Genomic DNA, 13,164 nt, shown 5'->3' on the forward strand with positions numbered 1-13,164 from the left:
TCCCCCCCCCCCCCCCCCCCCCCCCCCCCCCCCCCCCCCCCCCCCCCCCCCCCCCCCCCCCCCCCCCCCCCCCCCCCCCCCGCTCCTACAGGGATTTGCGACAGACGATGAATAAAAAAGGCTGCCCGAGGGCAGCCTTTTTGCGTTCGGCCATGACAGCTTACTTGCGGTCCTTCAGCGCAACGATGTCGCGCTTCTGCTCGCCGGTGTACAGCTGGCGCGGGCGGCCGATCTTGTACGGGCTGGAGAGCATTTCTTTCCAGTGCGAGATCCAGCCCACGGTGCGTGCCAGGGCGAAGATCACGGTGAACATGCTGGTCGGAATGCCGATTGCCTTGAGGATGATCCCCGAGTAGAAGTCGACGTTCGGGTACAGCGAGCGTTCGATGAAGTACGGATCGGTCAGGGCGATCTCTTCCAGGCGCATGGCCAGTTCCAGCTGCGGGTCGTTCTTGATGCCCAGCTCGCGCAGGACTTCGTCGCAGGTCTGCTTCATCACGGTGGCGCGCGGGTCGCGGTTCTTGTACACGCGGTGACCGAAGCCCATCAGCTTGAACGGGTCGTTCTTGTCCTTGGCCTTGGCGATGAAGGTGTCGATGTTCGAGACATCGCCGATTTCATCGAGCATGGTCAGTACAGCTTCGTTCGCACCGCCGTGGGCCGGGCCCCACAGTGCAGCGATACCGGCGGCGATACAGGCGAACGGGTTGGCACCCGACGAGCCGGCCAGACGGACGGTGGAGGTGGAAGCGTTCTGCTCGTGGTCGGCATGGAGGATGAAGATCCGGTCCATTGCCTTGGCCAGCACCGGGCTGATCGGTTTGATCTCGCACGGGGTGTTGAACATCATGTGCAGGAAGTTTTCCGCGTACGACAGGTCGTTGCGCGGGTACATCATCGGCTGGCCCATGGAGTACTTGTAAACCATCGCGGCCAGGGTCGGCATCTTGGCGACCAGGCGCACCGCGGAAATTTCGCGGTGTTGCGGGTTATTGATGTCCAGGGAGTCGTGATAGAACGCCGACAGGGCGCCGACCACACCGCACATCACCGCCATCGGGTGAGCGTCGCGGCGGAAACCGTTGAAGAAGGACTTCAGCTGCTCGTGAACCATGGTGTGGTTCTTGACGGTGCTGACGAACTGGGCCTTCTGCTCGGCATTCGGCAGTTCGCCGTTGAGCAGCAGGTAGCAGGTTTCGAGGTAGTCGGACTGTTCGGCGAGTTGCTCGATCGGGTAGCCGCGGTGCAGCAGGATCCCTTTGTCGCCGTCAATATAGGTGATCTTCGACTCGCACGAGGCGGTCGCCATGAAACCGGGGTCGAAGGTGAAGTGACCAGTGGCCCCTAACCCGCGGACGTCGATTACATCAGGACCAACGGTGCCGGTTAAAATGGGCAGCTCGACGGGGGCAGCGCCCTCGATGACCAACTGCGCTTTTTTGTCAGCCATGTGGCCTCCTATTAATGCTTGAAATCATCAGACAGACCCCCCACGCAGGGCCCGCACCACTATAGAGGGATAAATTCAGATGTCAATTTGCCTAAAGGCTTGTTGAATCAGGCATTCAAGCCTGATTTTTCCCGAAATTCTCGCCCATTTACGCCTTTTGTTCGCTAAAGGCAATGCGCTATTTGGGCTACCCCGTCACGTTGTCATAAGCAGCCTAACTGTCTATACTCGGCACCCGACCGCCAGGGGCTTGCAAGCCCGAACTGCTGGGGGTCGCCGTTCCCTGGGTGGTGGGTACCTGACCAGTACACTTACCAACAACTTTGCCCTGATTCGCTAGGGGCTCTTCAGTGTGAAAAAAGCCGTGAAAAGCCAACGACCTGTAAACCTAGACCTAAGGACCATCAAGCTTCCTGTCACTGCGTACACGTCCATCCTGCACCGTATCTCCGGCGTCATCCTGTTCATCGGCCTTGCCATCATGCTTTATGCACTGGGCAAGTCGCTGGGTTCCGAGGAAGGCTTCGGTGAGGTGAAGGCGTGTCTGACCAGCCCGCTGGCCAAGTTCGTGACCTGGGGCCTGCTGTCCGCCCTGCTTTATCACCTCGTGGCAGGTGTTCGTCACCTGATCATGGACATGGGCATCGGTGAGACGCTGGAAGGCGGCAAGCTGGGCTCGAAAATCGTGATCGTCATCTCCGTGGTGCTGATCGTTCTGGTGGGAGTTTGGGTATGGTAACCAATGTCACGAACCTGTCGCGTTCGGGCCTCTATGACTGGATGGCGCAGCGCGTTTCTGCGGTCGTTCTCGCGGCTTACTTCATCTTCCTGATCGGCTACGTGGTCGCCCACCCAGGCATCGACTACACCCAGTGGCATGGTCTGTTCTCCAACAACGCGATGCGAATCTTCAGCTTGCTGGCCCTCGTTGCCCTGGGCGCTCACGCCTGGGTCGGCATGTGGACCATTGCAACCGACTACCTGACGCCTATGTCGTTCGGCAAGTCGGCAACTGCGATTCGTTTCCTGTTCCAGGCGGTATGCGGCGTTGCGATGTTCGCTTACTTCGTCTGGGGTGTGCAGATTCTCTGGGGTATCTGATCCATGGCTAGCATTCCAACCATTTCCTTCGACGCCATCATCATCGGTGGCGGCGGCGCCGGCATGCGCGCTGCGCTGCAACTGGCTCAAGGCGGCCACAAGACTGCCGTAGTCACCAAGGTCTTCCCGACCCGTTCGCACACTGTATCCGCCCAGGGCGGCATTACCTGCGCCATCGCTTCGGCCGACCCGAACGATGACTGGCGCTGGCACATGTACGATACCGTCAAGGGTTCCGACTACATCGGTGACCAGGACGCTATCGAATATATGTGTCAGGAAGGCCCGGCTGCGGTCTTCGAGCTGGACCACATGGGCCTGCCGTTCTCGCGCACCGAAACCGGCCGTATCTACCAGCGCCCGTTCGGTGGCCAGTCCAAGGACTTCGGTAAAGGTGGCCAGGCCGCCCGTACCTGTGCCGCATCCGACCGTACCGGTCACGCGCTGCTGCACACCCTGTACCAGGGCAACCTGAAAGCCGGTACCACCTTCCTCAACGAGTACTATGCCGTTGACCTGGTGAAGAACCAGGAAGGCGCCTTTGTCGGTGTGATCGCGATCTGCATCGAAACCGGCGAGACCATGTACATCAAGTCCAAGGCCACCGTTCTGGCCACTGGCGGTGCGGGCCGTATCTACGCCTCTACCACCAACGCCCTGATCAATACCGGTGACGGTATCGGCATGGCCCTGCGTGCCGGTGTACCGGTGCAGGACATCGAGATGTGGCAGTTCCACCCGACCGGCATCGCCGGCGCCGGTGTACTGGTTACCGAAGGTTGTCGCGGTGAAGGTGGTTACCTGATCAACGCCCACGGCGAGCGCTTCATGGAGCGTTACGCGCCGAACGCGAAAGACCTGGCCGGCCGCGACGTGGTTGCCCGTTCCATGGTCAAGGAAATCATCGCCGGCAACGGCGTGGGCCCGAACAAGGACCACGTACTGCTGAAGCTGGACCACCTGGGCGAGGAAGTGCTGCACAGCCGCCTGCCAGGTATCTGCGAACTGTCCAAGACCTTCGCCCACGTCGACCCAGTCGTCGCGCCGGTCCCGGTTGTTCCAACCTGCCACTACATGATGGGCGGCGTAGCCACCAACATTCATGGCCAGGCCATCACCATGGACGAAGAAGGCAAGGATCACATCATTCCTGGTCTGTTCGCCGTAGGTGAAGTGGCGTGCGTATCGGTTCACGGTGCCAACCGCCTGGGCGGCAACTCGCTGCTCGACCTGGTGGTGTTCGGCCGTGCTGCCGGCCTGCACCTGGAGAAGGCACTGAGCGACGGCATCGAACACCTCGACGCCAGCGATACCGACATCGACGTTGCCCTGAACCGCCTGAACAAGCTCAACGAGCGCTCCACTGGCGAAGACGTTGCCAGCCTGAAGCGCGAGCTGCAGAGCTGCATGCAGAACTACTTCGGTGTATTCCGTACTGGCGAATACATGCAGAAGGGTATCGAGCAGCTGGCCGGTCTGCGTGACCGTATCGCCAATGTGAAGATCAACGACAAGTCCCAGGCCTTCAACACCGCGCGTATCGAAGCGCTGGAGCTGCAGAACCTGCTGGAAGTCGCCGAAGCTACCGCCATCGCGGCCGAAGCCCGTAAAGAGTCCCGCGGCGCCCACGCCCGTGAAGACTTCGAAGACCGTGACGACGAAAACTGGCTGTGCCACACCCTGTACTACCCGGGTGAGAAGCGCGTTGCCAAGCGCGGCGTCAACTTTGCGCCGAAGACCGTTCCGGCCTTTGAGCCAAAAATCCGGACTTACTAAGGGTGGCTGCTATGTTGAAAGTCGAAGTTTACCGTTACAACCCCGACACCGACTCGGCGCCCAAGATGGAGTCGTTCGACGTCGATACCGGCGGCAAGGACCTGATGGTTCTCGATGTATTGGCGCTGATCAAGGAAAAGGACGAGGGTTTCTCGTACCGTCGCTCCTGCCGTGAAGGCGTGTGCGGTTCCGATGGCATGAACATGAACGGCAAGAACGGCCTGGCCTGCATCACCCCGCTGTCGGGTGTGGTCAAGGGCAACAAGCTGGTTCTGCGTCCGCTGCCAGGCCTGCCGGTCATTCGTGACCTGGTGGTCGACATGAGCATCTTCTACAAGCAGTACGAGAAGGTGAAGCCGTTCCTGCAGAACGATACCCCGGCACCGGCCATCGAGCGCCTGCAGTCGCCGGAAGACCGCGACAAGCTGGACGGCCTGTACGAGTGCATTCTGTGCGCTTGCTGCTCGACTTCCTGCCCGTCGTTCTGGTGGAACCCGGACAAGTTCCTGGGCCCCGCTGCCTTGCTGCAGGCCTACCGCTTCCTGGCCGACAGCCGCGACACCAAGACTCAGGAGCGCCTGGCGTCCCTGGATGACCCGTTCAGCGTATTCCGCTGCCGCGGGATCATGAACTGCGTAAACGTTTGCCCGAAAGGTCTGAACCCGACCAAGGCAATCGGTCACGTACGTAACATGCTGCTGCAAAGCGGCACCTGATACAAAGTGTTGTACCTGCAGTAAGCCGAGGTGCGGGTGGTGAGCCCGCACTGAGGTAAACCCGGGCAAGGGCCCACAAAGCCCGCGCTCATTACCTATGAAGATATGAGACCAGCAGGGGCTTTCCGGGCTGGTACCCGGAAAATCAGCAGGATCCAGGTGGCGTGGTTCAGTCGCTAGTTTTCGGACTTTTCCAGGTTTGCTGTGGCTCTCGCCGATCAGTCCCCTAATCGAGGGTGACCAAGCATGCAAGAAAGCGTGATGCAGCGCATGTGGGATAGCGCCCACCTTTCAGGTGGTAACGCTGCATATGTGGAAGAGCTCTACGAGCTCTACCTGCACGACCCTAACGCTGTGCCAGAAGAGTGGCGCACTTACTTCCAGAAGTTGCCAGCCGACGGCAGCACCGCTACCGATGTATCGCACTCGACAATCCGCGACCATTTCGTACTGCTGGCAAAGAACCAGCGCCGCGCCCAACCGGTATCTGCCGGGAGCGTGAGCAGTGAACACGAGAAGAAGCAGGTTGAAGTTCTGCGACTGATCCAGGCCTATCGTATGCGCGGTCATCAGGCTGCCAAGCTCGACCCGTTGGGGTTGTGGCAGCGCCCTGCGCCCGTAGACCTGTCGATCAATCACTACGGCTTGACCAATGCCGATCTTGATACGACCTTCCGTGCCGGCGACCTGTTCATCGGCAAAGAGGAGGCGAGCCTACGCGACATCTTCGATGCACTCCAGAAGACATATTGTCGCACCATTGGCGCCGAATTTACCCACATCGTCGATTCCGAGCAGCGCAGCTGGTTCCAGCAGCGCCTGGAAAGCGTGCGCGGCCGTCCGGAGTTTTCCGCCGACGTGCAGGCCCACCTGCTCGAGCGCGTTACCGCCGGTGAAGGCCTGGAGAAGTACCTGGGCACCAAGTACCCGGGCACCAAGCGCTTCGGCCTTGAAGGTGGCGAGAGCCTGATCCCGATGCTGGACGAAATGATCCAGCGTTCCGGCTCCTACGGCACCAAGGAAGTTGTCATCGGCATGGCCCACCGTGGCCGTCTGAACGTGCTGGTGAACACCTTCGGCAAGAACCCGCGCGAGCTGTTCGACGAGTTCGAAGGCAAGAAGATGAACGAGCTGGGCTCCGGTGACGTGAAGTATCACCAGGGCTTCTCCTCGAACGTGATGACCACCGGTGGCGAAGTTCACCTGGCCATGGCGTTCAACCCGTCCCACCTGGAAATCGTTTCGCCAGTGGTCGAGGGTTCGGTGCGCGCCCGTCAGGACCGTCGCAACGACACCGTTGGCGACAAGGTGCTGCCGATCTCGATCCACGGCGACGCAGCATTCGCCGGCCAGGGCGTGGTCATGGAAACCTTCCAGATGTCGCAGACCCGCGGTTTCAAGACCGGCGGTACCGTGCACATCGTGATCAACAACCAGGTTGGTTTCACCATCAGCAACCCGCTGGACGCGCGCTCCACCGAGTACGCCACCGACGTGGCCAAGATGATCCAGGCGCCGATCCTGCACGTGAACGGCGATGACCCGGAAGCAGTGCTGTTCGTCACCCAGCTGGCCATCGATTACCGCATGCAGTTCAAGCGTGACGTGGTCATCGACCTGGTCTGCTACCGTCGTCGCGGCCACAACGAGGCCGACGAGCCGAACGGCACCCAGCCGCTCATGTACCAGCAGATCAGCAAGCAGCGCACCACCCGTGAGCTGTACGCCGAGGCGCTGATCCAGGCCGGTCGTATCGATGCCGATCGCGCCCAGGCCAAGGTCGACGAGTACCGCAATGCGCTGGACAACGGCCTGCACGTGGTGAAGAGCCTGGTCAAGGAGCCGAACCGCGAGCTGTTCGTCGACTGGCGCCCCTACCTGGGCCATGCCTGGACCGCGCGTCACGACACCCGTTTCGACCTCAAGACCCTGCAAGACCTGTCGGCCAAGCTGCTTGAGCTGCCGGAAGGTTTCGTGGTCCAGCGTCAGGTGTCGAAGATCTACGAAGACCGTCAGAAGATGCAGGCCGGTGGCTTGCCGATCAACTGGGGTTATGCAGAGACCATGGCCTACGCCACCCTGCAGTTCGAAGGTCACCCGATCCGCATGACCGGCCAGGACATCGGCCGTGGCACCTTCTCGCACCGCCACGCGGTGTTGCACAACCAGAAGGACGCCAGCACCTACATCCCGCTGCAGAACCTGTTCCCGGGCCAGCCACGTTTCGACCTGTACGATTCGTTCCTGTCCGAAGAAGCGGTACTGGCGTTCGAATACGGCTACTCCACCACCACGCCGAACGCGCTGGTGATCTGGGAAGCCCAGTTCGGCGACTTCGCTAACGGTGCGCAAGTGGTGATCGACCAGTTCATCACCAGCGGCGAGCACAAGTGGGGCCGCCTGTGCGGTCTGACCATGCTGCTGCCACACGGTTATGAAGGGCAGGGGCCGGAGCACTCCTCCGCGCGTCTGGAGCGTTACCTGCAGCTGTGCGCCGAGCACAACATCCAGGTCTGCGTACCAACCACCCCGGCACAGATTTACCACCTGCTGCGTCGCCAGGTGATTCGCCCGCTGCGCAAGCCGCTGGTGGTCCTGACGCCGAAGTCGCTGCTGCGCCACAAGCTGGCCATCTCGACCCTGGAAGACCTGGCAGAAGGCTCGTTCCAGACCGTGATCCCGGAAATCGACGCAATCGATCCGGCCAAGGTCGAGCGCCTGGTGCTGTGCAGCGGCAAGGTCTACTACGACTTGCTGGAAAAACGCCGTGCCGAAGGCCGCGAAGACATCGCCATCCTGCGTCTCGAGCAGCTGTACCCGTTCCCGGAAGACGACCTGGTCGAAATCCTGGCGCAATACAGCAACCTCAAGCACGCCGTATGGTGCCAGGAAGAGCCGATGAACCAGGGCGCCTGGTACAGCAGCCAGCACCACATGCGCCGCATCCTGGGCCGCCACAACAAGGCACTGGTCCTGGAATACGCCGGCCGCGACGCTTCTGCCGCGCCAGCTTGTGGTTACGCTTCGAAGCACGCCGAACAGCAGGAAAAACTGCTGCAAGACGCCTTCACTGTCTAACGCCTTCGCGCACCTGAAACCGAATTTAAGGAAACACAGATAATGGCTATCGAGATCAAAGCCCCAACCTTCCCGGAATCGGTTGCCGATGGCACCGTTGCCACCTGGCACAAGAAGCCGGGCGAAGCCGTCAAGCGTGACGAGCTGATCGTCGACATCGAGACCGACAAGGTGGTCCTGGAAGTCCTGGCTACCGCTGACGGCGTACTGGGCGACATCGTCAAGGGCGAGGGCGACACCGTCCTGTCCGACGAAGTCCTGGGTTCGATCGTTGAAGGCGGTGCTGCTGCCGCGCCTGCCGCTGCCGCCGCACCTGCTGCTGCTCCGGCCGCCGCTGCTGCCGACGCTGGCGAAGACGACCCGATCGCTGCCCCGGCTGCCCGTAAGCTGGCTGAAGAGAACGGCATCGACCTGGCTACCGTTGCCGGTACCGGCAAAGGCGGTCGCGTCACCAAGGAAGATGTGGTAGCTGCTGTTGCCAACAAGAAGTCGGCACCTGCCGCTGCACCGGCTGCCAAGCCTGCTGCGGCCGCTGCGGCTCCGGTGGTCACCGCTGCTGGCGACCGCACCGAGAAGCGCGTGCCGATGACCCGCCTGCGTGCCAAGATCGCCGAGCGTCTGGTCGAAGCCCAGTCGAACATGGCCATGCTGACCACCTTCAACGAAGTCGACATGACCGAAGTCATGGCCCTGCGTTCGAAGTACAAGGACCTGTTCGAGAAGACCCACAACGGCGTACGCCTGGGCTTCATGTCGTTCTTCGTCAAGGCCGCCACCGAAGCCCTGAAGCGCTTCCCGGCTGTCAACGCATCGATCGACGGCAACGACATCGTCTACCACGGCTTCGCCGACGTCGGTGTTGCGGTTTCCAGCGACCGTGGCCTGGTGGTTCCGGTACTGCGTAACGCCGAGTCGATGAGCCTGGCTGAAATCGAAAACGGCATCGCCACCTTCGGCAAGAAGGCCCGTGACGGCAAGCTGTCGATTGAAGAAATGACCGGTGGCACCTTCACCATCACCAACGGCGGCACCTTCGGTTCGATGATGTCGACCCCGATCGTCAACCCGCCGCAGGCCGCAATCCTGGGCATGCACAACATCATCCAGCGTCCGATGGCCATCAACGGCCAGGTTGTGATTCGCCCGATGATGTACCTGGCGCTGTCCTACGATCACCGCCTGATCGATGGCAAGGAAGCGGTAACCTTCCTGGTCACCATCAAGAACCTGCTGGAAGATCCGTCTCGCCTGCTGCTGGACATCTAATCGAGCAGCTGTAAGCTGCAAGCGGCAAGCTTCAAGTAGAAGCCTGTCTGTCTTGCGGCTTGCAGCTTGCCGCTTGAAGCTCACAAGGAATCTTTTATGACCCAGAAATTCGATGTAGTGGTAATTGGTGCTGGTCCTGGCGGCTATGTGGCTGCCATCAAGGCCGCCCAACTCGGTCTGAAGACTGCCTGTATCGAGAAGTACACCGACGCCGAGGGCAAGCTGGCCCTGGGCGGCACCTGCCTGAACGTAGGTTGCATTCCTTCCAAGGCACTGCTGGACAGCTCCTGGAAGTACAAGGAAGCCAAAGAGAGCTTCAACGTTCACGGTATCTCCACTGGCGAAGTGAAGATGGACGTTGCCGCGATGGTTGGCCGCAAGGCCGGCATCGTCAAGAACCTGACCGGTGGCGTTGCCACCCTGTTCAAGGCCAACGGCGTTACCTCGATCCAGGGCCACGGCAAGCTGCTGGCTGGCAAGAAAGTCGAAGTTACCAAGGCTGACGGCACCACCGAAGTCATCGAAGCCGAGAACGTGATCCTGGCTTCCGGCTCGCGCCCGATCGACATTCCGCCGGCTCCGGTCGACCAGAATGTCATCGTCGACTCCACCGGCGCCCTGGAGTTCCAGGCCGTACCGAAGCGCCTGGGCGTTATCGGTGCTGGCGTGATCGGCCTGGAGCTGGGCTCGGTATGGGCTCGCCTGGGTGCTGAAGTGACCGTCCTGGAAGCCCTGGACACCTTCCTGATGGCTGCCGACACTGCCGTGTCGAAAGAAGCCCAGAAGACCCTGACCAAGCAAGGCCTGGACATCAAGCTGGGCGCTCGCGTCACCGGCTCGAAAGTCAACGGCAACGAAGTTGAAGTGACCTACACCAACGCCGAAGGCGAGCAGAAGATCACCTTCGACAAGCTGATCGTTGCGGTCGGCCGCCGCCCGGTGACCACTGATCTGCTGGCTGCCGACAGCGGCGTGACCATCGACGAGCGTGGCTATATCTTCGTCGACGATCACTGTGCCACCAGCGTACCGGGCGTATTCGCCATCGGTGACGTGGTACGCGGCATGATGCTGGCCCACAAGGCCTCGGAAGAGGGCATCATGGTGGTTGAGCGCATCAAGGGCCACAAGGCCCAGATGAACTACGACCTGATCCCGTCGGTCATCTACACCCACCCGGAAATCGCATGGGTGGGCAAGACCGAACAGTCCTTGAAGGCCGAGGGTGTTGAGGTTAACGTAGGCACCTTCCCGTTCGCGGCCAGCGGCCGTGCGATGGCTGCCAACGACACCGGTGGTTTCGTCAAGGTCATCGCCGATGCCAAGACCGACCGCGTTCTGGGTGTACACGTAATTGGCCCATCGGCTGCCGAACTGGTACAGCAGGGCGCAATCGCAATGGAATTCGGCACCAGTGCCGAGGATCTGGGCATGATGGTCTTCAGCCATCCAACCCTGTCCGAAGCGTTGCATGAAGCAGCGCTGGCAGTGAATGGCGGCGCCATTCACGTAGCCAACCGTAAGAAGCGTTAATCATAAGAAACCACGGCGGGCAGCCCGTCGTGAGTCTTGCGTGCATGACTCACCGCGGAACGTCCGCCGGACCGGATCACATGGGATAACCCGGGGTCAACGGTCACAGGTGGTGCGGCGCCAGTATTGGCGCAGCACCGAAGCGCAGTACCTAACGAAGACGGTAAAAAGCATGAATCTTCACGAGTATCAGGGTAAGCAGCTGTTCGCTGAGTACGGCCTGCCAGTTTCCAAGGGTTTCGCAGTCGACACCCCTGAAGCTGCAGCAGAAGCTTGCGACAAGATCGGCGGGAACGAGTGGGTCGTAAAAGCCCAGGTTCACGCAGGTGGTCGCGGTAAGGCGGGCGGCGTCAAGCTGGTTCGCAGCAAGGAAGACGCCAAGGCGTTCGCTGCGCAATGGTTGGGCAAGAATCTGGTTACCTACCAGACTGACGCCAACGGTCAGCCAGTCTCCAAGATCCTGGTCGAATCCTGCACTGACATCGCCAAAGAGCTGTACCTGGGCGCTGTAGTCGATCGTTCGAGCCGCCGTATCGTGTTCATGGCCTCCACCGAAGGTGGCGTGGACATCGAGAAAGTCGCGCACGACACTCCTGAGAAGATCCTCAAGGCTACCATCGACCCGCTGGTCGGCGCTCAGCCGTTCCAGGGTCGCGAGCTGGCATTCCAGCTGGGTCTGGAAGGCAAGCAAGTTACTCAGTTCGCCAAGATCTTCGTTGGCCTGGCCAAGCTGTTCAAGGATCACGACCTGGCACTGCTGGAAGTGAACCCGCTGGTGATCAAGGCCGATGGCGACCTGCACTGCCTCGATGCCAAGATCAACATCGACGCCAACGCCATGTACCGTCAGCCTAAGCTGAAAACCTTCCACGACCCGTCGCAGGACGACGCCCGTGAAGCCCACGCTGCCAAGTTCGAACTGAACTACGTTGCCCTTGAAGGCAACATCGGCTGCATGGTCAACGGTGCCGGCTTGGCCATGGGTACCATGGACATCGTCAACCTGCACGGCGGCAAGCCGGCCAACTTCCTCGACGTTGGCGGTGGTGCTACCAAAGAGCGCGTTACCGAAGCGTTCAAGATCATTCTGTCCGACAGCAATGTCGCGGCCGTTCTGGTCAACATCTTCGGCGGCATCGTTCGCTGCGACATGATTGCCGAAGGCATCATCGGTGCAGTGAAAGAAGTCGGCGTCAAGGTACCGGTTGTTGTTCGCCTTGAAGGTAACAACGCCGAACTGGGCGCTAAAGTACTGGCAGAAAGCGGTTTGAACATCATTGCGGCAACCAGCCTGACCGACGCTGCTCAACAAGTTGTCAAAGCTGCGGAGGGCAAGTAATGAGCGTCCTGATCAATAAAGACACCAAAGTCATCTGCCAGGGCTTCACTGGCTCGCAGGGTACTTTCCACTCCGAACAGGCCATCGCCTACGGCACCAAGATGGTCGGCGGCGTAACCCCAGGCAAGGGTGGCACCACCCACCTGGGCCTGCCGGTGTTCAACACCGTCAAGGAAGCCGTGGAAGCTACCGGCGCTGACGCCTCGGTTATCTACGTCCCGGCTCCGTTCTGCAAAGACTCGATCCTGGAAGCGGCCTTTGGCGGCATCAAGCTGATCGTTTGCATCACCGAAGGCATTCCTACCCTGGACATGCTGGATGCGAAGGTCAAGTGCGACGAGCTGGGTGTTACCCTGATCGGCCCTAACTGCCCAGGCGTCATCACCCCAGGCGAGTGCAAGATCGGCATCATGCCAGGTCACATTCACCTGCCAGGCAAGGTCGGTATCGTTTCGCGTTCCGGCACCCTGACCTACGAAGCTGTCAAGCAGACCACCGACGCCGGCTTCGGCCAGTCGACCTGCGTCGGCATCGGCGGTGACCCGATCCCGGGCTCCAACTTCATCGACATCCTGAAGCTGTTCCAGGAAGACCCGAAGACCGAAGCGATCGTCATGATCGGTGAGATCGGCGGTTCGGCTGAAGAAGAAGCCGCGGCCTACATCAAGGCCCACGTAACCAAGCCTGTCGTTTCCTACATCGCTGGTGTTACCGCACCTGCGGGCAAGCGCATGGGCCACGCTGGCGCCATCATTTCCGGCGGCAAGGGCACTGCGGACGAGAAGTTCGCCGCCCTGCAGGACGCAGGTGTAAAAACCGTGCGTTCCCTGGCTGACATCGGCAAGGCCCTGGCCGAGCTGACTGGCTGGGAAGCCAAGAAGTAATACGGCTACACCCCCCACGCG

10 protein-coding genes are annotated in these 13,164 nt (G+C 60.7%); 9 read left to right on the forward strand and 1 reads right to left on the reverse strand.

Going from position 1 to position 13,164, the window contains the following annotated elements:
- Nucleotides 1–160 precede the first annotated feature (160 nt).
- On the reverse strand, nt 161–1,450 hold the full coding sequence (gene gltA / locus ACIP02_RS20380) for a citrate synthase (protein ID WP_400619754.1): 1,290 nt from the start codon (nt 1,448–1,450) through the stop codon (nt 161–163).
- Between the two features lie 352 nt (nt 1,451–1,802).
- Between gltA and sdhC the strand changes: the two genes are divergently transcribed.
- From sdhC to sucD, 9 genes are all read left to right on the forward strand, one after another.
- On the forward strand, nt 1,803–2,189 hold the full coding sequence (sdhC, locus tag ACIP02_RS20385; RefSeq protein WP_008091902.1) for a succinate dehydrogenase, cytochrome b556 subunit: 387 nt from the start codon (nt 1,803–1,805) through the stop codon (nt 2,187–2,189).
- Nucleotides 2,183–2,551, forward strand: coding sequence for a succinate dehydrogenase, hydrophobic membrane anchor protein (sdhD, locus tag ACIP02_RS20390; RefSeq protein ID WP_008091903.1), 369 nt, complete (start codon nt 2,183–2,185; stop codon nt 2,549–2,551). The genes sdhC and sdhD overlap by 7 nt, the downstream gene beginning before the upstream one ends.
- A gap of 3 nt (nt 2,552–2,554) precedes the next feature.
- Entirely contained in the window at nt 2,555–4,327 is a 1,773-nt protein-coding gene (sdhA, locus tag ACIP02_RS20395) for a succinate dehydrogenase flavoprotein subunit (protein ID WP_172287553.1), read from the forward strand.
- 11 nt (nt 4,328–4,338) lie between these two features.
- Nucleotides 4,339–5,043 carry a succinate dehydrogenase iron-sulfur subunit gene (locus ACIP02_RS20400; RefSeq protein ID WP_012315348.1) on the forward strand — a complete coding sequence of 235 codons (705 nt, stop codon included), beginning with the start codon at nt 4,339–4,341 and terminating at the stop codon, nt 5,041–5,043.
- Between the two features lie 246 nt (nt 5,044–5,289).
- Nucleotides 5,290–8,121 (forward strand): 2-oxoglutarate dehydrogenase E1 component, encoded by a 2,832-nt coding sequence (locus tag ACIP02_RS20405; RefSeq protein ID WP_400619760.1) that lies wholly within the window; start codon nt 5,290–5,292, stop codon nt 8,119–8,121.
- A gap of 42 nt (nt 8,122–8,163) precedes the next feature.
- On the forward strand, nt 8,164–9,387 hold the full coding sequence (gene odhB, locus ACIP02_RS20410) for a 2-oxoglutarate dehydrogenase complex dihydrolipoyllysine-residue succinyltransferase (protein WP_400619763.1): 1,224 nt from the start codon (nt 8,164–8,166) through the stop codon (nt 9,385–9,387).
- A gap of 96 nt (nt 9,388–9,483) precedes the next feature.
- A complete protein-coding gene (lpdA, locus tag ACIP02_RS20415) occupies nt 9,484–10,920 on the forward strand; it encodes a dihydrolipoyl dehydrogenase (protein ID WP_284356601.1) in 1,437 nt (478 codons plus the stop codon).
- A gap of 172 nt (nt 10,921–11,092) precedes the next feature.
- The gene (gene sucC, locus ACIP02_RS20420; RefSeq protein ID WP_201207068.1) at nt 11,093–12,259 is read left to right on the forward strand and encodes an ADP-forming succinate--CoA ligase subunit beta; all 1,167 of its coding nucleotides are present in this window, start codon (nt 11,093–11,095) and stop codon (nt 12,257–12,259) included.
- A complete protein-coding gene (gene sucD / locus ACIP02_RS20425) occupies nt 12,259–13,143 on the forward strand; it encodes a succinate--CoA ligase subunit alpha (RefSeq protein ID WP_003254203.1) in 885 nt (294 codons plus the stop codon). Before sucC ends, sucD begins: the two co-directional genes overlap by 1 nt.
- Nucleotides 13,144–13,164: the final 21 nt, after the last annotated feature.

The organism is Pseudomonas sp. NPDC089408 (assembly GCF_044749445.1).
Classification (GTDB): domain Bacteria; phylum Pseudomonadota; class Gammaproteobacteria; order Pseudomonadales; family Pseudomonadaceae; genus Aquipseudomonas.